The organism is Nocardia sp. NPDC003963 (assembly GCF_053605105.1).
In genome coordinates this window covers 41,530-63,663 of sequence record NZ_JBSGIP010000029.1, presented here as the reverse complement: position 1 = coordinate 63,663, position 22,134 = coordinate 41,530, and the positions used below count along the sequence as shown (strand labels likewise).

The 22,134-nt window shown below is 67.8% G+C and carries 18 protein-coding genes; 11 read left to right on the top strand and 7 right to left on the bottom strand.

Going from position 1 to position 22,134, the window contains the following annotated elements; genetic code table 11:
• The first annotated feature begins 25 nt into the window (after nucleotides 1–25).
• A complete protein-coding gene (locus tag ACWEWT_RS28915; RefSeq protein ID WP_452563637.1) occupies nucleotides 26–2,044 on the top strand; it encodes an acyltransferase domain-containing protein in 2,019 nt (672 codons plus the stop codon).
• Between the two features lie 97 nt (nucleotides 2,045–2,141).
• Here the strand turns inward: ACWEWT_RS28915 and ACWEWT_RS28910 are convergent, their stop codons facing one another.
• Nucleotides 2,142–2,546, bottom strand: a complete 405-nt coding sequence (locus ACWEWT_RS28910; RefSeq protein WP_452563636.1) for an RNA-binding S4 domain-containing protein — start codon at nucleotides 2,544–2,546, stop codon at nucleotides 2,142–2,144.
• Between the two features lie 3 nt (nucleotides 2,547–2,549).
• Nucleotides 2,550–3,128 carry a C40 family peptidase gene (locus ACWEWT_RS28905; protein ID WP_452563648.1) on the bottom strand — a complete coding sequence of 193 codons (579 nt, stop codon included), beginning with the start codon at nucleotides 3,126–3,128 and terminating at the stop codon, nucleotides 2,550–2,552.
• Between the two features lie 463 nt (nucleotides 3,129–3,591).
• Here ACWEWT_RS28905 and ACWEWT_RS28900 point away from each other — a divergent pair, with 463 nt between their 5' ends.
• The 5 genes from ACWEWT_RS28900 (at nucleotide 3,592) to ACWEWT_RS28880 (ending at nucleotide 9,347) form a co-directional block, all read left to right on the top strand.
• Entirely contained in the window at nucleotides 3,592–4,779 is a 1,188-nt protein-coding gene (locus tag ACWEWT_RS28900; protein WP_452563635.1) for an AAA family ATPase, read from the top strand.
• A gap of 398 nt (nucleotides 4,780–5,177) precedes the next feature.
• Complete coding sequence (locus ACWEWT_RS28895; RefSeq protein WP_452563634.1) at nucleotides 5,178–5,468, top strand: hypothetical protein; 291 nt, start codon at nucleotides 5,178–5,180, stop codon at nucleotides 5,466–5,468.
• 308 nt (nucleotides 5,469–5,776) lie between these two features.
• Nucleotides 5,777–6,610 carry a hypothetical protein gene (locus ACWEWT_RS28890; protein WP_452563633.1) on the top strand — a complete coding sequence of 278 codons (834 nt, stop codon included), beginning with the start codon at nucleotides 5,777–5,779 and terminating at the stop codon, nucleotides 6,608–6,610.
• Nucleotides 6,611–6,625: 15 nt separating this feature from the next.
• Entirely contained in the window at nucleotides 6,626–8,596 is a 1,971-nt protein-coding gene (locus ACWEWT_RS28885; protein WP_452563632.1) for a fumarate reductase/succinate dehydrogenase flavoprotein subunit, read from the top strand.
• Between the two features lie 4 nt (nucleotides 8,597–8,600).
• Nucleotides 8,601–9,347 carry a succinate dehydrogenase/fumarate reductase iron-sulfur subunit gene (locus tag ACWEWT_RS28880; RefSeq protein WP_452563631.1) on the top strand — a complete coding sequence of 249 codons (747 nt, stop codon included), beginning with the start codon at nucleotides 8,601–8,603 and terminating at the stop codon, nucleotides 9,345–9,347.
• Between the two features lie 21 nt (nucleotides 9,348–9,368).
• On the opposite strand, the gene ACWEWT_RS28875 is transcribed toward ACWEWT_RS28880, so the two are convergent.
• Together ACWEWT_RS28875 and ACWEWT_RS28870 are read right to left on the bottom strand one after the other, a co-directional pair.
• A complete protein-coding gene (locus ACWEWT_RS28875) occupies nucleotides 9,369–9,566 on the bottom strand; it encodes a hypothetical protein (protein WP_327149036.1) in 198 nt (65 codons plus the stop codon).
• Between the two features lie 70 nt (nucleotides 9,567–9,636).
• A complete protein-coding gene (locus ACWEWT_RS28870) occupies nucleotides 9,637–9,873 on the bottom strand; it encodes a DUF397 domain-containing protein (RefSeq protein WP_452563630.1) in 237 nt (78 codons plus the stop codon).
• A gap of 279 nt (nucleotides 9,874–10,152) precedes the next feature.
• Between ACWEWT_RS28870 and ACWEWT_RS28865 the strand changes: the two genes are divergently transcribed.
• Nucleotides 10,153–10,353, top strand: coding sequence for a hypothetical protein (locus tag ACWEWT_RS28865; RefSeq protein WP_327152527.1), 201 nt, complete (start codon nucleotides 10,153–10,155; stop codon nucleotides 10,351–10,353).
• Nucleotides 10,354–10,455: 102 nt separating this feature from the next.
• Here the strand turns inward: ACWEWT_RS28865 and ACWEWT_RS28860 are convergent, their stop codons facing one another.
• Nucleotides 10,456–11,403: a DNA-3-methyladenine glycosylase family protein gene (locus ACWEWT_RS28860; protein ID WP_452563629.1), complete on the bottom strand. Its 948-nt coding sequence runs from the start codon at nucleotides 11,401–11,403 to the stop codon at nucleotides 10,456–10,458.
• 276 nt (nucleotides 11,404–11,679) lie between these two features.
• On the bottom strand, nucleotides 11,680–14,484 hold the full coding sequence (locus ACWEWT_RS28855; protein WP_452563627.1) for an FAD-binding and (Fe-S)-binding domain-containing protein: 2,805 nt from the start codon (nucleotides 14,482–14,484) through the stop codon (nucleotides 11,680–11,682).
• Nucleotides 14,485–14,837: 353 nt separating this feature from the next.
• Between ACWEWT_RS28855 and ACWEWT_RS28850 the strand changes: the two genes are divergently transcribed.
• The 4 genes from ACWEWT_RS28850 to ACWEWT_RS28835 all read left to right on the top strand — a co-directional run bounded on the left by ACWEWT_RS28850 (nucleotide 14,838) and on the right by ACWEWT_RS28835 (nucleotide 20,389).
• Nucleotides 14,838–15,149, top strand: coding sequence for a hypothetical protein (locus tag ACWEWT_RS28850; RefSeq protein ID WP_452563625.1), 312 nt, complete (start codon nucleotides 14,838–14,840; stop codon nucleotides 15,147–15,149).
• Nucleotides 15,146–16,978 carry a hypothetical protein gene (locus ACWEWT_RS28845; RefSeq protein ID WP_452563624.1) on the top strand — a complete coding sequence of 611 codons (1,833 nt, stop codon included), beginning with the start codon at nucleotides 15,146–15,148 and terminating at the stop codon, nucleotides 16,976–16,978. Before ACWEWT_RS28850 ends, ACWEWT_RS28845 begins: the two co-directional genes overlap by 4 nt.
• A 345-nt stretch (nucleotides 16,979–17,323) precedes the next feature.
• Nucleotides 17,324–18,439 (top strand): DNA polymerase IV, encoded by a 1,116-nt coding sequence (locus ACWEWT_RS28840; protein ID WP_452563622.1) that lies wholly within the window; start codon nucleotides 17,324–17,326, stop codon nucleotides 18,437–18,439.
• 69 nt (nucleotides 18,440–18,508) lie between these two features.
• The gene (locus ACWEWT_RS28835) at nucleotides 18,509–20,389 is read left to right on the top strand and encodes an ABC transporter ATP-binding protein (protein ID WP_452563621.1); all 1,881 of its coding nucleotides are present in this window, start codon (nucleotides 18,509–18,511) and stop codon (nucleotides 20,387–20,389) included.
• Between the two features lie 25 nt (nucleotides 20,390–20,414).
• On the opposite strand, the gene ACWEWT_RS28830 is transcribed toward ACWEWT_RS28835, so the two are convergent.
• Nucleotides 20,415–22,013, bottom strand: a complete 1,599-nt coding sequence (locus ACWEWT_RS28830) for a molybdopterin-dependent oxidoreductase (RefSeq protein ID WP_452563619.1) — start codon at nucleotides 22,011–22,013, stop codon at nucleotides 20,415–20,417.
• Nucleotides 22,014–22,134: the final 121 nt, after the last annotated feature.

Genomic DNA, 22,134 nt, shown 5'->3' with positions numbered 1-22,134 from the left:
TCCGTCCTTCCGCAATGACCCTACGATGATCGGTTCCCGCGACGGAGTGCTCTTCCTGTTCCCGGGTGAAGGCAGCGAACACGAGCGGATGGGCCGCATGCTGGCCGGCCGCTATCCGGCCTTCGCCGCCGCGGTGACCGCGGCCGGTGACGCGATCGCCGCCGCAGACGGGCCCCGGATATGGACCCCTCGATACGGCTTCCGGCAGTCCGGCGCCCGAACGGGCCCGACCGGCGCGGCCGCGACCCCGGAGTTCGTTCAACCGGCACTCTTCGCCTACCAGGTGGCGATGGCCGAATTGCTGGCCGTCTGGGGTGTGCGACCGGACGCGGTGGCCGGGCACGGAATCGGGGAGGTCGCCGCCGCGGTGGTGGCCGGAGCGCTATCGCTGGCGGAGGGTGCGCGAGTGGCGGTGGCGCGCGGGCGCGCGACCGGCCGGATGGCCGGTTCGGGTGCCGCCGCCGAGTTGCTGACCTCGGAGTCCGAGGCGATCCGGCTGGTACGGCCGCTGGCGGAACAGGTCGCGATCGCCGCCGTCAACGGGCCACGCTCGATCCTGGTCTCGGGCATGCCCCGCTACGTGGATGTGGTGGTGCGCCGAGCCGAACGTCGCGGTATCGCCGCCGCCCGTACGAGTTCGGACCAACCCGTACACAGTCCGGCCATGGCCGAGGTGGTTCCGCAGTTCCTCGCCGACCTCGGCCGGATCCGGCCGGCGGTCCCGCACACCCGAATCTACTCCAGCGTCCACGGGGGTACGGTCCTCGATTCGGCGAGGATCTCCGCTGCCTACTGGTCCGAGAACATCACCTGCCGGGTGGAACTCGGCGCGGCGCTACGGCGGGCCGCCGACGACGGTCTGGCGATGGTCCTGGAGCTCGGCCCCGAACCGCTTCTCGCGGCCGCGGTCCGAGCCGTCCCGGAGTTCGCGCACACCACCTACGGCACCGCGGATCACGACGACGAGGGAACGGCCTTTCTCACCTGCCTCGCCCAGTTCCACGCGACACGGGCGCTGAGCGCGGGGGGCGTCGGCCGGCCGGCAGCCGGTCGCAGCGGGACCGTACACCCACTCGCCGATGGAGCCGAGTCGGCGGCCGACCTGGAGGCCCGGCCGCAGGAACTCCCGCCCACCGACCGGGACCCGGCATCGAGAAACCGTGGAACGGCTTTCACCCCAATATCTTTCGCAATCCCCGATATCGCCGGGACAGCGGGTGAATCGCAATATCCGGGCCGCGGCGCCGCGGCCGCTCGAGACCGGATACCCGACGAGGAGAGTTTGCGGGCGGAGGTCACGGGTGCCGGAACGCTGGCATCGATACGGCTCGCCGATGACCCCCCACCCACAGATATCATCGCATGGACCCGAATGGTCGATGCCAATAGGGCTATCCGCTTCATAGCGGGCCGGGTCGCGGTCGAACCGCCGATGACGATCGACAGGGCCGGAACCTATGTCGTCAGTGGTGGTCTGGGCGCTCTCGGTTCGGTGATGGTGCGCCGCCTGCTCGCCGCGGGCGCCCGCGATGTCGTGGTGCCGACCCGCTCCCCGCGCCCGGTGCCACCGCTGCTCGAGGGATTCGACGACCGAATCGTGGTGGTGCGCTGCGATACCGCCGACCGGCACGACCTCGACAATGCGCTGCGCGATATTCGCGAAACCGGCTGCACCATTCGCGGAGTGGTCCATGCCGCGCAGGTTTTCGAGGATACGGTGATCGGATCCGCTGTATCCGCCGATACCGCGGGCGGTCCGATGAGCCCGGTATCGGCGCCCGGGGTGATCGACGAGCATCAGGACTCGCAGCAGCAGGATCCCGCACTCGACGCGGGACGGCTGGCACGGCGATTCGCCCGGATCTCGGCGGCGGCGGCCAATCTCATCGAACTCACCGCTGCCGACCCGGTGGCCTTCATCGCGGTGTTCTCCACCCCGCTCATCACAACACCGCAACCGACCGGAACGATCGGCGGGGATCCCTGGGCGTATGCGAACGGCACGGATTCCCGAGATCCCGACGCCGATACCCGCGAAAACTGATCGAACCGGCGCAACCCGAGCACATGGGTCACGCCGGTTCGGCAGCGAGCGGATCTACCCGGTGGGCGGGTACATCGACGGATACATCGGCAGCGGTTCAGTCGTCGGTGCGGCCGAGTAGCCGATCGGTTTCGCGGCGCTCCCGTTTCGTCGGGCGGCCGGATCCACGATCACGTTGCGGCAGGGCCGCGAGAAGTTCTCTGGGTGGAGGCGGTGGACTGCGGTCGATCATGCATTGGGCGGCGATCGGAGCACCGACCCGTTTGGTGATCACCCGTTCCACTACGACGATCCGCTCGATACCGTTGCTCCGGATCCGGATCTCGTCGCCCGGTCGCACCGGCTGCGCCGGTTTGGCCGTCGCACCGTTCACCCGTACATGTCCGCCTCGACAGGCGGCTGCGGCAGCCGACCGGGTTTTGAACAACCGGACCGCCCAAACCCAGGAATCGACCCGGGCCTGGGTGTTGCCGTTGCTCGGCTCGCCAGCGGCTCCGCTCACCCGCTATACGATACGACGCGCGGTGACCACATCGTCGGCGGAGAGGTTGGTGTAGGTGACCGGCTCGCCGGACTGCACCGCGTTCAGCAGGAGGCCGTCGCCGGCGTACATACCCACATGACCGCCACCGTTGGTGATGACGATATCGCCGGGCTTCAGGCTCTCGAACGCGATCGGCGCACCGACATGGGACTGCTCGAAGCTGGTACGCGGCAGTTTGATACCGGCCTGCTTGTAGGCCCACTGGACGAGGCCGGAGCAGTCGAAGTTGGCCGGGCCGGCCGCACCCCAGGAGTACATGGCGCCGACCTTGGTCTTCGCGGCGTCGAGCGCGACATCGCCCAGGGTCTGCTGCTGGACCGGGGCGGGGGGCGCGAAGTTGGGCAGTGCGGGAGCGGCGGGCATCGCGTGCGGGGCCTGCTCGATGACCTGGTTCAGCTGCTGGTTGAGCTGGTCCGCCTGAGTGGCGAACTGGTCCGGCACCTCGACATCGAATTTGCCGATACCGGGAACGTCGATCGTGGTCGTCGCGGCCGAGGCGATCGCGGGCATCGTGCCCGTAGTCGCGGCCAGCGTGCCCATGACCAGCGCGCCCTTGACAGAATTAGGCAGCTTGGATTCTCGCTGCAAGCTGTGCTTACCCACCGAGCTACGTCTCCGATCCTTCGTGCTCTCCGTCGCTCCGATCGCGCGTCCCACTCGATTCGCGGCGGTCGGCTGCGGCGGTGACCAAATGGCGCCGCCTCACTTACGAAACGACTCGACTCCACTAAGTCACAAGAAGGTTACGATGCCCATTCGGTGTTGTCCAGCCGAACGGGTGTCTTTTTCGCGCCATCAGCGGGTGTCCGCGTAAAGCACTGGAGCGGCAGCACTTTTCGGCTCGGCGACAGATCACGTCGAGGTCTCGCCCGGGCGTGTCCGGCCCGTGCACCGGCATCCGCGGACACGACGACCGCACGGGAGCGCAACCGGCGCCGGACCTCTCTAGAGCACAAGATAGATACGGCCAGATTTCCCGATCGGCCCGCTACGGTGTGAGGGTATGGACCCCGTGCGGAACCCGTATGCGCCCGGCGCTGGTCAGCGTCCACCAGAGCTCGCCGGGCGCGGTAAACAGCTCGACGCCTTCGATATCGTCCTCGAACGCATCGCGCGGGGCCGCCCGGAACGCAGCGTGATGCTCACGGGCCTGCGCGGAGTCGGGAAGACGGTACTGCTCAACCAGTTGCGCTCGGCGGCGGTGTCCCGGGGCTGGGGCACCGGCAAGATAGAGGCCCGGCCGGACCAGGAATTGCGCCGGCCGTTGTCGTCGGCCCTGCACATGGCCGCGCGGGCCATCGCCAAAACTCATCACAACCAGGAGCGCGTCGACGATTTCCTGGGCATTCTCAAGGCATTCGCGCTGCGCGCGACCGCGGACAAGGGTATGCGGGAGCGGTGGCAGCCGGGTATCGATGTACCGGCGGTCACCGGCCGGGCCGATTCCGGCGATATCGAGATCGATCTGGTGGAACTACTGATGGAGGCCGCCGCGCTGGCCCAGGACGTCGGCGCGGGTATCGCCGTGTTCATCGACGAGATGCAGGATCTGGGCGCGGCCGATATCTCCGCCATCTGCGGCGCCTGTCACGAGCTCAGCCAGGACACCGCGCCGTTGATCGTGGTGGGGGCGGGTCTCCCCCATCTGCCGGCCGTCCTGTCCGCGTCCAAGAGTTACTCCGAACGGCTGTTCAGCTATCACCGCATCGATCGGCTGGACCGGGATTCGGCCGATCGGGCGTTGATCGCACCCGCCGAGCGCGAGGATGTGAAGTTCTCCGACGAAGCCCTCACGGCGCTCTATCGCAAGGCCGACGGCTATCCGTACTTCGTCCAGGCCTATGGAAAAGCGACCTGGGATCAGGCGCCGGGTAGCCCGATCACCGCCGAGGATGTCGAGGTCGCGGCCCCGACCGCCGAGGAGGAGCTCGCGGTCGGGTTCTTCGGGTCGCGGTACGAACGCGCGACCCCGGCCGAACGCGAGTACATGCGGGCCATGGCGGATCTGTCCGGCGACGAGGGCCCGGTCGCCACCTCCGCGGTCGCGACCGAACTCGGCCGTAAACCGGCCTCGCTGTCACCCGCCCGCGACGGGTTGATCAAGAAGGGCCTCATCTACTCGGCAGAGCGCGGCACCATCGGCTTCACCGTCCCGCATTTCGGCCGTTACCTGCGCAGTGTCGCCGCCTGACCGACCTCTTTCGATATATCGGCATGGCTACCAGATTTCCTAGAATTGCATAGAGAGCTCGATAGATGGCCCGAACAGAGCTTTATTCGAATCTATAGCCGAATCCCTAGAAAAGTTCATACAGAGATCGATCGGCGCACAGTCGATCTCCGTATACGTATTTCTGATCTTGACACTAGAGATCTTTATACGACCCGAGAGCTCGCCGCGGCCTGTCCGAGTTGTACACATCGGCTCCCAACCGCAATCCGATCTTGATCATCGGACGAGCCGGAATCGGGATTTTGCCGTACTGTGTTGTAGATCACCATGTGTGGTCGGTCACAAGTCACGCCGGACGGCCGGCGCAGTCCGGGCGGCGTTCGCACCGCGACCGGTTAGCAACTCAGGAGGTATCCATGACACGCAGCGACATCGCGGAACTCCGATACGCCGTAAACCAGCTCCGCCGCTCCATCGGGGTGCTCCGCACCCACTACGGAGACGCCGGCACCGTACGCCGGCTGGAGAACGATCTGGAACGGCTCTGCATCGATGCCGACGAACTCGAGCAGAGCCCGCCGCCCCAGGTGGCGATACCCCGCGGCCAGGAACCCATCTACGTACCGGACAGCAAATCCGACGAATCGGCGTGGATGGGCGCCCAGGACGAGGGCCTCGGCTTCCATTCGCGACCGCGTACCCAGTAGCACCCACCGGAGCCGGCCCGGTATCGCGGGATTCACCGCCGGATAACTGAACACCGGACATCGGGCCCGCAGCCGATGGCACGTGGACGACCGGTCGCCGGACAGGCGACCGGTCGTCCACGTTTGCGGTGTGTTCACCGAACGAAGATCACCAGTAAATGTGGCGCAAATCACTGCCCCCTGAGTGCATCGAGATTGCGCAGACCCCGTTCGTTCGATAGCGGGCCGGGCGTATGGTGCTCAGCATCACATTCGATCGCGGAGGTACACATGACCACCCGCACCGCCGATCAGCGAGGCATCGACCAGTGAGTGCCGCAACGACCACAACCGCTCCAGCAGCGGGTACAGGCGTATTCAGCAGGACCCGGGCTCGGATCACCACCCGGACCCTACGCACGGATCGGTGGTGGCTACCGCCCCTGATCACGGTGATCGGGCTGGGCGCGTTCGTCGTCTACGCGACCATCAGATCCTTTGTGCGTACGGCCTATTGGGTGCCCGACTACCACTACCTGACACCCTTCTACTCCCCCTGCCTGAGCACATCGTGCGTCGAGGGAGCGAGCCATTTCGGCACCCCGTTCGGCGATCTGCCGATGATTCTGCCGCTCGGCTTCCTGGTGTTGCCGTTCCTGCTCGGATTCCGGCTCACCTGCTACTACTACCGCAAGGCCTACTACCGGTCGGTGTGGTTCTCACCGCCGGCCTGCGCGGTCGCCGAACCCCATACGAAATACACCGGCGAGACCAGGCTTCCGCTGATCATCCAGAACGCGCACCGCTATTTCTTCTATGTCGCGGTGATCATCTCGTTGATCAACACCTATGACGCCGTCCTCGCCTTCCACGGCAAGACAGGTGGTTTCGGCCTGGGACTGGGCAGCCTGATCATCGCCGGGAACGTGATCCTGCTGTGGGCCTACACCCTGTCCTGCCATTCCTGCCGGCATATCGCGGGCGGCCGACTCAAGCATTTCTCCGCGCATCCGGTGCGGTACCGGTTCTGGACCCAGGTCTCCAAGCTCAACACCAGGCATATGCAGCTCGCCTGGACAACGCTGGGCACCCTCGTGCTCACCGATTTCTACGTGATGTTGGTGGCCAGCGGCACGATTTCCGATCTTCGCATCATCGACTGAGGAGTTTGCACGGCTATGCCCGAAGTGGAGCGGCACACCTACGACGTCGTGGTGATCGGTGCCGGCGGCGCCGGCCTGCGCGCGGTGATCGAAGCCCGGGAACACGGCCTGTCGGTGGCCGTGGTCTGCAAATCGCTGTTCGGCAAGGCACATACCGTCATGGCCGAGGGCGGCTGCGCGGCGGCTATGGGCAATGCCAACGAGAAGGACACCTGGGAGACCCATTTCCGCGACACCATGCGCGGCGGGAAGTTCCTGAACAACTGGCGGATGGCAGAACTGCACGCCCGGGAGGCACCCGACCGGGTCTGGGAGCTGGAAACCTACGGCGCCCTGTTCGATCGGACCGCCGACGGCCGGATCAGTCAGCGCAATTTCGGCGGCCACACCTATCCGCGACTGGCCCACGTGGGCGACCGCACCGGGCTCGAATTGATCCGCACCATGCAGCAGAAGATCGTCTCGCTGCAGCAGGAGGACTACGCGGAGACCGGCGACTACGAATCGCGTATCAAGGTTTTCGCCGAATGCACGGTCACCGATCTGCTCAAAGACGGGGACCGGATCAGCGGTGCCTTCGGCTACTGGCGCGAATCCGGCCGGTTCATCCTGTTCGAGACCCCGGCGGTCGTGCTGGCCACCGGCGGAATCGGCAAGTCCTACAAGGTGACCTCGAACTCCTGGGAGTACACCGGCGACGGCCACGCCCTCGCGCTGCGCGCCGGTGCCCGGCTGATCAATATGGAGTTCCTGCAGTTCCATCCCACCGGAATGGTGTGGCCGCCGAGCGTCAAGGGCATCCTCGTCACCGAGGGGGTCCGAGGTGACGGCGGGGTACTGAAGAACACCGACGGCAGCCGGTTCATGTTCGACTACATTCCGGCCGTTTTCAAAGGTCAGTACGCCGAGAGCGAGGAAGAGGCCGATCAGTGGTTGCGCGACAACGATTCGGCGCGCCGCACCCCTGATCTACTGCCCCGTGACGAGGTGGCCCGGGCCATCAACGAAGAGGTCAAGGCGGGCCGGGGCACCGAGCACGGCGGTGTCTACCTGGATATCGCCTCGCGGCTCACTGCGGAGGAGATCATCCGCCGGCTGCCGTCCATGCACCACCAGTTCAAGGAATTGGCGGATGTGGATATCACCAAGGAGCCGATGGAGGTCGGACCCACCTGTCACTACGTTATGGGCGGTATCGAAGTCGATCCCGATACCGGCGCGGCGCACGTCCCCGGACTCTTCGCCGCGGGTGAATGCTCCGGCGGTATGCACGGATCCAATCGCCTCGGTGGCAACTCGCTGTCCGACCTGCTCGTCTTCGGGCGCCGGGCCGGACTGGGCGCGGCGGAGTACGTGGAAGGACTCGGCGAGCGACCGGCCGTCGCCGACACCGATATCGCGACGGCGGCGCGATCGGCACTCGCTCCGTTCGATCCGCCGGAGGGTGGTTCGGGTGAGAACCCGTACACCCTGCACACCGATCTGCAGCAGACCATGAACGATCTGGTGGGCATCATCCGCAAGGAGCAGGAGGTGCGCGAAGCGGTCGGCCGGCTGGAAGCGCTGCGCGGGCGGTTCGAGCATGTCACCATCGAGGGGCACCGGCAGTTCAACCCGGGCTGGCATCTGGCCCTGGATATGCGGAACATGCTGCTGGTCAGCCAGTGTGTGGCGCAGGCCGCGCTACTGCGCACCGAGAGTCGCGGCGGACATACCCGCGACGATCACCCGGGTATGGACCCGCAGTGGCGCAACAAACTCCTCGTCTGCACCACCGACGGCGAGGGTGTCGCGAATATCCCCGACATCTCGGTGAAGGTGCAGGAGCAACTGCCCATGCGCGACGAACTGCTCGCACTGTTCGATTTCGGCGAGCTGGAAAAGTACTACACCCCAGCCGAACTCGCTGGTCACCCGACCGCGACGAGCGGCACCGCGGCAGGGCCTACGCCCGAGGGCCGCGATTCGGACAGCAAGGAGGCGTAAGCGGATGAGTTACGACGCCCAGTTCCGGGTATGGCGCGGCGATACCGAAGGCGGGGAACTACAGGACTTCACGGTGCCGGTGCACGAGGGCGAGGTGGTGCTCGACATCATCCACCGCCTGCAGGCCACGCAGGCACCCGATCTCGCGGTCCGGTGGAACTGCAAGGCGGGTAAGTGTGGTTCGTGTTCGGCCGAGGTCAACGGAATGCCGCGGCTGCTCTGCATGACCCGGATGTCCACCTTCACCCCGGAAGATGTCGTCACAGTGACGCCGCTACGAACCTTTCCGGTGATTCGCGATCTGGTGACCGATGTCTCCTACAACTACCGAAAGGCCCGGGAGATACCGTCGTTCACTCCGCCACCGGATCTGCGGCCCGGTGAGTACCGCATGCAGCAGGTGGATGTGCAGCGCTCGCAGGAGTTCCGCAAGTGCATCGAATGTTTTCTGTGCCAGAACACCTGTCACGTGGTGCGCGATCACGACGAGAACAAAGAGGCATTCGCCGGACCGCGGTATCTGATGCGTATCGCGGAATTGGAGATGCATCCGCTGGATGTGGCCGATCGCCGGGATGCCGCCCAGGAGGAACACGGCCTCGGCTACTGCAATATCACCAAATGCTGCACCGAGGTGTGCCCGGAGAACATCAAGATCACCGACAACGCGCTCATCCCGATGAAGGAGCGTGTCGCCGACCGGAAATACGATCCGATCGTCTGGCTCGGCAACAAGCTGTTCAGGCGCTGATCGATAGCGCTCCCGCCGTTATCACAGCATCGCGACCACACCGGTCGCGACCAGGCCCACGAGTACCCCGACGAACAACGCCGAGAGAACCGAGCCGGTGAGTACGAACACACCCACCGCGGATGCCGCAAAGAGCAGGCCGACGATCAACCATTCGACGCCGTCGCCGGGCCCGAACTTGCGGAGCCGGGGATGGGAATTCTTGATCCCTGGGTCCACATATTGTTGTCTACCCGTTACCTGACGGAGCCAAACGCAGTGCTCGTGGGTGTATCCGGAAGGCCACGGGTCACGGCCGGTCGAACTCGCCGTCGCGTACACCGGCGGTGAACGCCGCCCACTCTCCCGGAGTGAACACCAGAACGGGCCCGTCGGGATCCTTACCGTCGCGCATCCCCACATGACCGTCGGCGAGCATCGCGATCTCCACCCGGTGGGTCCCCGGCGCGCCGGCGCCTCCATCGGCCGCGCCGCTTACCCAGCTGGCGCCGGAAAGGTCCACATTCGTACCGTTGTCGATGCTCATCCAGGTTCTCCTTCACCGCCGCGAAAATCGCCGTATTTCGTGTCGAGGGCCCCGGCGCAGCGCGCCTCCAGCATGTAGCGCGATGCTACGCGCAACCTCGCCGACACCGGGTTTACACCCGTCTACAAGAAATTCGGTAATTCGGTACCGGCAAAATCGCCGAATCTCACACCATCTGCGTCGTTCTCGGCCTATGGTGAGCTGTTGGTCGTATGTGCACACCCGGAAAACCACCGCGGACAACAGGAGTCGACCGCGGGTTCAGAAGGAGGTCGTGTGATGCGGTTGAATCTGGACGCCCCGATCCCCACCCTGCTCGCATGCGGTGACGATCCCGGCGTGATGACCCCCGAACAAGCCCATTCGGCAATGCAGTTGCACCTGGACTGCACAGTCGACGAGTGCCGGGTCCGCCGGCGCGCCCGTGCCACCCTCGTGGACTCGGGGCGTTGTGTGCTGGACAATCGCGCCCTCCAGTAACGGCCGGTTTCCACCACTCTGCGACACCCGTGACCGGCCCGATTCGGATATCGCCACCGGGCCGGAGCACACCCTCCGCGTTCGCGAAACCCGTTGACCGGCTCAGTGCCAGCGATGGTCGGTGACCGGAGCGCGCGGACCGAACCGTGGCTTACGGGCTTGCCCGCTGATCTCGAGCAGACGGATGGTGCGGTAACGATGCGGACGTACCGGTTCGAGGTACTCGACCATCTCGGCGTCGTCGATATCGCGGCCGAGCAGGGTCCAGCCGACGATCGACGCCAGATGATAGTCACCCACCGAGAGCGCGTCGGCGTCGCCGAACGCGCGCTGCGCGGTTTCCGCGGCCGTCCACTCCCCTATACCGGGGATCGTGCGGAGCCGGCGCGCGGCCTCTTCCGGAGGCAGGGCGGCGGATCGCTCCAGCGAATCGGCGACGCGAGCCGCCCGCACGACGGTCTGCCAGCGCTGCGGCCCGATATTGGCACGGTGGAAACTCCATGAGGGGATCCGGCTCCAGGTCGCCGCGTCGGGGGGCACCCGCATCCCCTCCGGGGCCGGGCCGGGCGGGGGACTTCCGAAACTGTGCAGCAGGCGCCGCCACGCGGCATGGGCGGAAACGGTGGTCACCTTCTGTTCCAGGATGGCGGGGACCAGCGCCTCGAGTACCCGGCCGGTGCGCAGCATCCGCAGCCCGGGGTGCCGCTGATGCGCGGCCGCCACCGTGGGATGGATGGGGACGAAATCGTCGACCTTCTCGTCCAGGCACAACATGCGCTCCAGCCCGTCGAGGAACTCCGCGGCACCGTCACCCCAGGCGTCCGCGGTGACGGTGACCGCATCGTCCTGGACCAGCCGGTAGGTGACCGGCCCGGCCGGCATCAGTGAGGTACGCCAGTGCGCTCCGTCCGGGGTGATCTGGTGGCAGGGGTCGCCGGGCCCACGGCGCAACGGCGCAAGCGTATGGGCGAGGTGGACCGGGGCGTCGGCGGACAGTGTCCGGGTCGCCCACGCGTCGTCGGTGGTTCCCGCTGTTCGGACAGGCACCATGTCATTGTGCGCTGTCGCGAGTAACAGTGCTCCATTGCACGACGATGAAGACCTGGGTCGAGCAAATGTACGGCTCTTGCCGTGAACGGAGGTTCCTATGATCACCGAAGCTCTCAATTGGCTGCTCGCGTTATGGGGGTCGGTATTCGCCGGCAGCTCCGGGTACGAGATTCCACCCGGCACCCTTCCATTCGGAAGTTGATCTTTCCGGAAGCACGGCCGTTTCCCGCCGATCGGCCGTACTCCCGGCTCTCACCCACCCCTGGGTGATCGAAATCAGCCGTCCTCCAGCAGAATCTGCGCGAGATGCCGGCCGCGGTGCGCGGTGAGGTGGGCGGCCTGGGTACGACAGGAGAATCCGTCCGCGACGAGCACCGCGTCCGGGCCGGCTCCCTCGACCGCCGGAAGCATTCCGTTGGCCGCCACCGCCGCCGAAATCTCGTAGTGTCCGTTCTGCATTCCGAAATTTCCGGCCAGACCACAACATCCTGCGATTTCGGTCACCTCGACCCCCATCTGGGCAAATATCCGGCGATCCGCCTCGAATCCCAGCACCGAATAATGATGGCAGTGCGGCTGTACGACCATCGACGAGCCCGGACGGCTCGGTGGCCGCCAGTCCGGTTGCGCGGTCAGGAACTCGGCGAGGGTACGAACCGCGGCCGCCACCGGCGCGGAACGGGGATCGGTGGGCAGCAGTTCGGGCAGATCCGCGCGCAGCGCCGCGGTACAGGAAGGTTCGAGACCGACCACCAGGCCACCGGCCCGCACATGACCCTCCAGGGCGTCGAGTGTGGCGCGTAGCCGTGCCCGGGCGCCGTCCAGCTGCCCGGTACTGATCCAGGTCAGGCCACAGCACACCGGTCGGCGCGGCACCGTCACCCGGTATCCGAGGGAATTGAGCAGGCGTACGGCCGCCAGGGCTATCTCCGGGTCGAAGGCGTTGGTGAAGGTATCCACCCAGAGCATCACGGTCACCGCGTTCGGATCCGTGACCTGCCGGTGCTCCGCTTCCCGCCAGATCCGCCGGAACGGCCGCGGCGCGAGCTCGGGTATCCCGCGGCGCGGATCGACTCCGGCCACCCGCATACCCAGTCTGCGCAGCGGCCCGGCGCCGGCCAGGGCGTTGATCAGCCGCGGCACTCGGGTGGCACCGGCGAGCCAGCGGGGGAGCATGCCCAGCGTGTAGTGATCGCGCGGGCGCAACCGGCGGCGGTATCTGCGGTACAGAGTCTCGGATTTGTAGGTCGCCATATCGACCCCGGCCGGACAGTCGGTCCCACAAGCGCGACAGGAGAGACACAGATCCAGCGATTCGGCCACCGCGGGCGCCGACCAGTCCAGTTCGCCCCGGACGACCTCCTGCAGGACTCGCGCCCGGCCTCGGGTGGTGTCCTTCTCATCGGCTGTCGCCAGGTAGGAGGGGCACATGAACCCGCCCGTGGCCCGCGTATCCGCCCGGCATTTACCCACCCCGACGCAGCGGTGCACCGCGGTCGAGAGATCCCCGGCATCGCCGCCGAACGCGAAACCTCCGGCCCGCGGCAGCGGTGGCAGACCGGCCAGCCGCAGATCGGCGTCGAGCGGACGCGGATCCACCAGCACGCCGGGGTTGAGGATATTCGCCGGATCGAACAGTGCCTTGTAACCCGCGAAGACCGCGCGGACCTCGGGTGAGTACATGATCTCCAGCAGTTCCGACCGGGCTCTGCCGTCGCCGTGTTCACCGCTGAGCGAACCGCCGTGACTCACCACCAGGTGCGCCGCGTCGGTCAGGAAGGCCCGGAACCGCTCCGGGGCGGCGGCTATCGGCAGATCGAGCCGCACATGGATACAGCCGTCACCGATATGCCCGTAGAGCATTCCGTCGACCTTGTGCTCGTAGGTCAACTCCTCGAAATCGCGCAGGTAGGCCCCGAGCCGGGCCGGCGGAACCGCCGCGTCTTCCCAGCCCGGCCAGGCCGGCTCGCCGTCGCGGGTCCGGCCGGCCAGGCCCGCCCCGTCGGCCCGGATACGCCATAGCGCGGCCGCGGCCCGCGTGTCCTCGATGATCCGCGTATCCAGGGCTCCGGCCGTCGTGCACAGGGTCCGCGCGGCGGCGTGGGTCGCGGCCGCGTTCTCGCCCGCCAGCTCCACGAACAGCCAGCCGTCGCCGCGCGGCAGGTCGGGCACCCGGCGGCCGTGGGCCCGCACCATATCGACCAGCCGGGCATCGATACCCTCCACCGCGACCGGCGCGACCGAGACCACCGCGGCGATATCGTCCGCGGCCGTGGCCAGATCCGGGTAACCGAGCACCACCAGCAGGGTCGCGGGCGGGATCTCCACCAGTTCCACCTCGGCCTCGAGCAGCACACCGCAGGTACCCTCGGCACCGACGAAGGAAGCCGCCACCGAACCACCCCGTTCGGGCAGCAGATGTTCCAGGCCGTAGCCCGATGCCTGCCGGTCGAACCGGCCCAGATCGGTGCGCAGTACGGCGAGCGAGTGGGCGGTGAACTCCGGCAGTCCCGGGACGGCGTCCAGGGAGTCCGCCAGCCGGCGGGTCGTGCCGGTACCGTCGATGATCCGCAGCTCCCGGACCCGGTCGGAAGTACGGCCCCAGGCGATGGCATGCGGCCCGCAGGCATTGTTGCCTATCATCCCGCCGAGCGTGCAACGGTTCTGGGTGGACGGATCGGGGCCGAACCGCAGTCCGTGCTCCCGCGCCCTGCGCTGCAGGTCCGACAGCACGACACCCGGTTGCACCCGGGCGGTCCGGCGGTGCGGATCGATACCGGCGATACCGGTCATGTACCTGCTGAAATCGACGACGATGCCGGGGCCGACCGCGTTTCCGGCGACCGAGGTGCCGCCGCCACGCGGTGTGAGGACCGTCCCCTCGGCCCGCGCCGCCTCCAGTACGGCCGCCACATCGTCGTCGGTACGCGGGAAGACCACCGCCTCGGGTAGCACCCGGTAGTTCGAGGCGTCGGACGAGTACTCGATCCGGCGGCGGTGGGAGATATCCACCGCGTCGATATCGATCCGCGCACGCAGATGCCGCGCGAGGGTGTCCCGTCGTATGTCCTGGTCGGTCACACGACCCAGCCTAGGCTCGCTACCCGCGATTCCTTCCGGATTCGCCACCACCCCGCGAACCGCGGCGAGTTGTCCGCCTCCGGATAGAGCACGGTCCCGGCTCAGAACCCGCATCGTGCCCGGGCGCTCTCCGGGCCGGAACCTCCGGTACTCGCGGGACGGGTTCTGCCCGAGCAGGTCTCGTTCCCGTGAACGGCAGGGAAACTTCCGGCCGGCCGGGAACCCATCATCGATCACTGCCGTCCAACCTTGTAGCAGAGCAGAATTCGCGCCGGTCCGGACGAATTCTGTGGTCCGTCGTCCGGCGGACCGCGGCGGTGCTGATCACCGCCGGAGAACGGGGAGAGATCGGTATGTTGATGGATATCGCAGCGGTGCAGGGCATCGCGGGGGAACTGCAGGGATCGGCCGGCGAGGTCAACGCCGCCGCACTACGCGCCGCGGACTGCCTGCGTGGATTCGAAACCGCCGACACCGGTCGCGATTACGGCGCGATCGGCGAGCGCCTGGGTGCGGGCCTCGGTGATATCAGCCGCTACCTGTTCTCCTGGGCCAACTGTGTACACGATTGCGGGACCGCGTTGCGGGCCAGCGCGGACAGCTGCGCCGGGGTGGATCAGGCCACGGCCACCAACCTCGGCGCGGTGGCCGGGGCGTTCGAATGAGATCCACCGACGACACCGGCGCCGACGCCGTCCTGGATACCGGGACGGAGGGGCTCCGGTACTTCGAGATCTTCCTGCCCCGCTACCTCGAATGGACCGGAAAGGTTCCGGCGGGCGGCGACTACCACGCGCTGGCCGCCGCCTACGACCAGCAACGCGGGATGGACCTCGCCACCCTGCGTGATCTCGCCACGGTTCTGGCCGAGGAACTCGACGGCCGGGTCGAGGACGAGGCCACGACCCAGACCACACGGTTCGGACAGGTACCCGGTTTGTGGAACGGGTCCCCCGCGGCCGCCGACGCCCAGCAGTTCCTCACCGATGCGGGGAGCCGGATCAGCACCGGGCTGGATTCCCTGGCGGCCGTCCGCACGGCCGCCACCACCGCGGTCGAACAGATCGACGACGCCCTGCGGAAGAAAGCCGAGGCCGCCCGAACAGGTTTCGACCCTGCCGCCGCGGCGGGAAAAACGGCCCAGCAGATCGACGAATTCATCGATATCGCCCGCGGACAGGGCGATACCGCCGCCGGATCGGTACAGGAGCGGCTGCGTACGGAACTACCCGAAACGTATGTGGACGGAACGGATCCGGAAACGATCTGCCGCAATTGGCTGGACCGGTTCTTCGTCGCCGAGGTCGACGCGCGGGCCGGGGCGTTCACCACGCTGTGCACCGAAGCGCACACCACCGTATCCGGCGCCTACGAGCAGCTGCTCACCGCGCTGAACACCGTGCAGCCCGGCACGTTCCTCTCACCCGGGGGACTGCCCGCGGCCGATTCCGATCTCACCTACACGACCGGGCAACCGGTCTACTCGGCCGCGGTCGGCTCACCGATCGCGGCAACGGTACCGGATGAGGAGACACCGCCGGCCGGGACGACTCCGGCCGCGGAGACACCGGACCCGGACAGCGATCAGGACGCACCGTCCAGCCTCGCATTGACCACGACACCGGCCGCCACGACCGTCCCCGCAACCACCGAAAGCCCGGTGACCACCGAAAGCCCCGTATCCACCGCGAGCCCCGTAACCACCGCGAGCCCCGTAACCACCGCGAGCCCCGTAACCACCGACGATCCCACCGGTACAGGCACCCCGGTGACTGCCGACGATCCCACCGGCACAGACACCCCGGTGACTGCCGACGATCCCACCGGCACAGACACCCCGGTGACTGCCGACGATCCCACCGGCACAGACACCCCGGTGACCGATACATCCGGAACATGGTCCCCCTCCGATATCACCGCCATGGTGACCGCGATCGGCACGATCACCGGAACCATTCCCGACATGATCACCGCGGTCGGCAGCTTCGCCGGAAACCTCGACGAGATCATCGCGGCCGGCGGCGAGGCCACCGCGGCGATCATCGACGCGGTCGACAACCAGAGTGCGACCGATACCTCGGCATCGCCGGGTTCTCCGGCGGATCCGTCCGCTCCGGCCGGCGTCCCCGCCACCGGCGATACCGGTACCGGGGACCCCGCGGCGGAAGTCCCGGCCACCGGCGAAGAGGGCGCCGCCGCGCCGGCGGGCGAGGAGGCCCGGAGCGAGGAGCCCGTCACCGCACCGGAACAACCGGCGCAGACCGAAACCCAGTCGGTGACCGGCCCGGCCGGCACCGACAGCTCGGTACCTGCGTCCACCGGTCCCGCCGGGACGGCGACCGGCGATACGAACACGAGCCCCGCCTTCTCCAGCCTGCGGGGCCTGCCGACAGTGCCGGTCACCCGAACCGCGAGCGACGAAGACCGGGTGCGGCCCGCCTCCAGCATCGTGATCGGCACGGAACGGGAGATCGACAGCGTCGACTCGCACTGAGTCACGAGACCGGCCCGGCGCGCGGATATTCGTCCACTACCGCCGTGGCTCGCTCGACAGCACGCCCGGCCCGCATCGCTGTGCGACCGGTTCACGAAGCGGCCGCGACCCGCTCCGGCGCGCTGCCACCGGGATCATCTGCGCCGCCGCCCGCCGGGATCCGCCGTCACCGCGGCATCCCGACAGGAACAGGTGATTCTCGGTAACCTACGACTCGCGGCGGACCGTCCGACACCCTCGGACCCACGTTGCGAATCCCACAGCCACGCGTTCGATTCGCTTCCCGGAGCGGATGCCACGCCCGATATCCACCGTCTTGTCGTACGGGTGGAGTAAGACGGACTCGTGGCCAGATGGCTGTTACATGTCGACCTCGACCAATTCCAGGCGGCGGTGGAGTTCCGGCGCCACCCCGAACTGCGCGGGCAACCGGTGATCGTGGGCGGGAACGGCGACCCGGAGGAACCGCGCAAGGTGGTGACCTGCGCTTCGTATCCGGCGCGCGCCTTCGGGGTGCGTGCGGGGATGGCATTGCGGTCCGCGGCGCGCAGATGTCCGGACGCGGTGTTCCTGCCTCTGGACGTCCCCTGTTACGAGGAGGCGTCCGAAGAGGTCATGGCCCGGCTACGCACCTTCACCGACCAGGTGGAGGTCTGGGGGTGGGACGAAGCGTTCGTGGCGGCCGATACCGACGATCCCGAACAGTTGGCCCGCGCGATCCGGGCCGCCGTCGCCGAACTGGACCTCACCTGCGCGATCGGTATCGGCGACAACAAGCTCACCGCGAAACTGGCCACCGGTTTCGCCAAATCGGTCGGCAAATCCGGTGCTACCGCGGCCGACCCGCCGGGCGCGCACGACGGGATGTTCCGGCTCACGGCCGCCAACTGGTCGGCGGTGATGGCACATCGTCCGACGAACGCGCTCTGGGGGATCGGGAGCCGGATCGCGGCCCGGCTGGCCGAACTGGATGTGCATACGGTCGGAGATCTGATGGCCGCCGACCGATCCCGGCTCGCGGCCGAGTTCGGTCCGACCAACGGGCCCTATCTCTGGGTGATGGGCCGTGGGGCCGGTGATACCGAGGTGGTGACGAAACCGCCGCCGGCGGTCGGGCGCAGCAGGTCGGAGACCTTTCCCCGGGATCTCGAGGACCGCGCGGAGATCGGCGCGCAGGTCGCCCGGCTGGCGGCCGAGGTCGCCGCGGAGATCACGGCGGCGGGTCGTATCGCGACCCGTGTGGCCGTCACCGTGCGCACCAGTACCTTCTACACCCGCAGCAAACAGTCCAAACTCGCCGAGCCCACCACCGATATCCCCGTGATCGTCGAGACCGCGCTGCGGGTGCTGGATCGTTTTCCGCTGGACCGCCCGGTCCGGCTGCTCGGGGTCCGCCTCGAACTCGCACCGGCCGGTGAGACATCCGGCACGCCGACTCCTGACCCTCCGGCCTTGACCTGAATATTGGTTGAGCTTTTAGTGTCGGTGCACTGGAGTTGAATCGGGCTCCGGAGCGGAAGGACATGTCAGATGAGCATGGAATCGGTGGCCTGGGACCAGATGTACCGGCGCATGCACGCACCCGAGGAACAGCGGTCGTTCAGCCTCGCCACGGCACGACGGATCGTGCGGTTCGCCCGGCCGCACAAGCGGCGGCTGATCACCTTCCTGGTGCTCAGCGTGGCGGCGGCCGTACTGGTGGTCGCCACACCGCTGCTCGCGGGCCGGGTGGTCGACGATATCTTCGCCGGCTCGCCGCCGCGGACGGTGATCCTCCTCGCGCTGGCGATCGCGGGTCTCGCGATTCTCGACGCGGGCATGGGCCTGGCCATTCGCTGGCTGTCGGCGCGTATCGGCGAAGGCCTGATCCTCGACCTGCGGACGGCGGTATTCGATCATGTACAGCGCATGCCGGTCGCGTTCTTCACCCGGACCCGGACCGGCGCGCTGGTCAGCCGGTTGAACAACGATGTGATCGGGGCGCAGCGCGCGTTCAGCGACACGCTGTCCGGTGTGGTCGCCAATATCGTCACCGTGGCACTCACCCTGGTGGTGATGCTCCAATTGTCCTGGCAGATCACCTTGCTCGCGCTACTGCTGCTACCGGTATTCGTGATCCCCGCGCGGCGGATGGGCGACCGGCTGGCCGATATCCAGCGTGAGGCCGCGGGTTTGAACGCGTCGATGAGCACGCAGATGACCGAGCGCTTCTCCGCGCCGGGCGCGACACTGGTGAAACTCTTCGGGCGGCCGGCCCAGGAATCCGCCGAATTCGCCCTGCGTGCCCGGCGGGTCCGCGATATCGGTGTGCGCACCGCGATGCTGCAGACCGTGTTCGTCACCGCGCTGACGCTGGTTTCGGCGCTGGCCGTGGCGCTCGTCTACGGCCTGGGCGGATGGTACGCCCTGCGCGGACAACTGGACGCGGGCGCGGTGGTGGCCCTGTCACTCCTGCTGACCAGGCTGTACTCACCGCTCACCGCGCTGGCCAGCGCACGGATGGAGATCATGTCCGCGCTGGTCAGTTTCGAGCGGGTATTCGAAGTACTGGATCTGCGGCCGCTGATCGAGGACGCGCCCGATGCGCGGCCGGTGCCCGCCGGACCCGTCGCGGTGGAACTCGACGATGTGCGGTTCGGTTACCCGGCCGCGGACAAGGTCTCGCTGGCTTCCCTGGAAGAGGTGGCCACCCTGGACACCCGCGGCGGTGAGGAAGTGCTGCACGGGGTGTCGCTGCGGGCCGAGCCCGGTCAGCTCGTCGCCCTGGTCGGTTCCTCGGGTGCCGGTAAATCGACTATCGCCCAGCTGGTTTCCCGCCTCTACGATGTGGATTCCGGCGCCGTGCGGCTCAACGGCGCCGATATCCGCGAACTCACCACGACATCGATTCAGGAAACGGTCGGCCTGGTCACCCAGGACGGGCATCTGTTCCACGACACCATCCGGTCCAATCTGCTGCTGGCGGCCCCCGAGGCCGCGGAGGAGCAGCTGTGGGACGCGCTGGAACGAGCACGCCTGAGCGATCTGATCGCCGGACTGCCCGACGGTCTGGACACCGTGGTCGGGGAGCGCGGCTACCGCCTCTCCGGCGGCGAGCGCCAGCGACTCACCATTGCCCGGCTGCTGCTCAAACAGCCCCGGGTGGTGGTGCTGGACGAGGCGACGGCCTCCCTCGACTCCACCTCGGAGGCGGCGGTGCAGGCGGCACTGACCGAGGCGTTGCAGGGCCGGACCGCCCTGGTGATCGCGCACCGGCTCTCCACCGTCCGCGCCGCCGATCAGATCCTGGTGGTCGAATCCGGCGGCATCGTGGAACGCGGAACCCATACCGAACTGCTCGCCGCGGACGGGCGCTACGCCGAGCTGTACCGGACCCAGTTCGCCGAAGAACCGGCCCCGGCGGCGGCATAGCGCACCGCGCGCCCGACGGTCACCGTCATCGGACGGTGACCGTCCGGCTGTGCCAACCCGTCGCACCGTCCGGAACGGGATCGGCCCGCTCCTCGGTCTGCGTCCGGCCCGTGCCGTCGGTGGCTCGTACCCGCAGGGTGTGCGTACCGGGCCGTGCGTCCCAGCGCCAGGTCCACTGCCGCCAGGTGTCCAGCGAGTACTCCGGCGCCGGCTCGGCCGGCTGCCACGGCCCGTCGTCGACCTGGACCTCCACGGCGGCGACCCCGCGATGCTGCGCCCAGGCCACGCCGGCCACTGTCACCGGCCCCGCGGCGACGCTGCCGAAGGCCGCCGGGACATCGATACGGGAAGCGGTCTTGATCGGGCCGAATGCCGACCAGCCGCGCCGGGTCCAGTAGGCCTGGGCCCGATCGAATCTGGTGACCTCCAGATCGACGACCCATTTCGTGGCACTGACGTACCCGTAGAGACCGGGCACCACCATCCGGGCCGGATAACCGTGCTCGACCGGCAACGGTTCACCGTTCATACCCACCGCGAGCAGGGCATCGCGACCGTCGGTGAGCGCCGCGACCGGCGTCCCCGCGGTGAATCCGTCGGCGCTGGTGGACAGCACCATATCCGCGTCGGGACGGACTCCGGCCGCGGCGAGGAGGTCGGCCAGCGGGTATCCGATCCAGCGCGCGTTGCCGACCAGATCACCGCCGACCTCGTTGGATACACAGGTCAGGGTGATCACCTTCTCCACCGCGGGCCGCCGCAGCAGATCGTCCATCGTGAACTCGATCTCGCGCTCCACCATGCCGTGGATCCGCAATCGCCAGTCGGCACTGGTCAACGCCGGTACTCGCAGCGCGGTATCGATCCGGTAGAAGGTGTCGTTCGGGGTGAGGAATCCGGTGAGTCCGGGGACGGGCGGATCGGTCCCCGGCGGAATGGGCGCCGCCGCGACCTGTGGGCGCGGGACCACGAACCGCCGCAGGTCGGCGGTCACCGCGCGGGCGCGTTCGCCGGCCCACCGACCGGCCGCGGCCGACCCGGCGGCGAGAACCACCGCCCCGGCGGCCCACCCCAGGAACCGCCGCCGCGAGGTATCGGTACCGTCCCCGGCCGCCTCCCCGGCGGATTCGACCGTTGCCGCGGGGCGCGGTGCCCGGGTGATCAGAATGCGCAGCGTGCAGATACCGGCCACGGCACCGAGCAGTATCGGCACGGCGAACGCCGCGGACGCGTTCGGCCGCTGCAGTACGGCGATACAGACGATGATCGCGAGCCCGGCCAGCAGAGCACTGCCGTAGCGCCGGCGCCGTTCCAGTAATCCGGCCGCCACGGCGAGGACCACCATCACCGCACCCATGGTCAGGAACAGCACGAGCTTGTCGTGGGTACCGAACCGCTGGATCGCGAACTCACGCAGCCCCTCCGGTGTGTGGTCCACCACGGTCGCCCCGGTGGCCACGAACGGGGAGGCCTCCGGGGCGATCAGGGCGGCGGCCAGCTCACCGACTCCGAGAACGACCGCTGCGGCCAGCAGACCGCTCAGACCGGCCGCGAACCACCCGATGGTGTGCCGTTCCTGCTGATCCGGCCCCGTGGAACCGGCCGAACTCGTCGTGTTCTGCATCAGCGTCCTCGTTCATCCGCCGGCGCGGGCGCCCCGGCGCCGGGAATTCGTAACATCACCCTCTGCGGATGGTGTCACTCCTGGCCCCGGGGCGGAAGACGGCCGTACCGAGCAGCTCGGA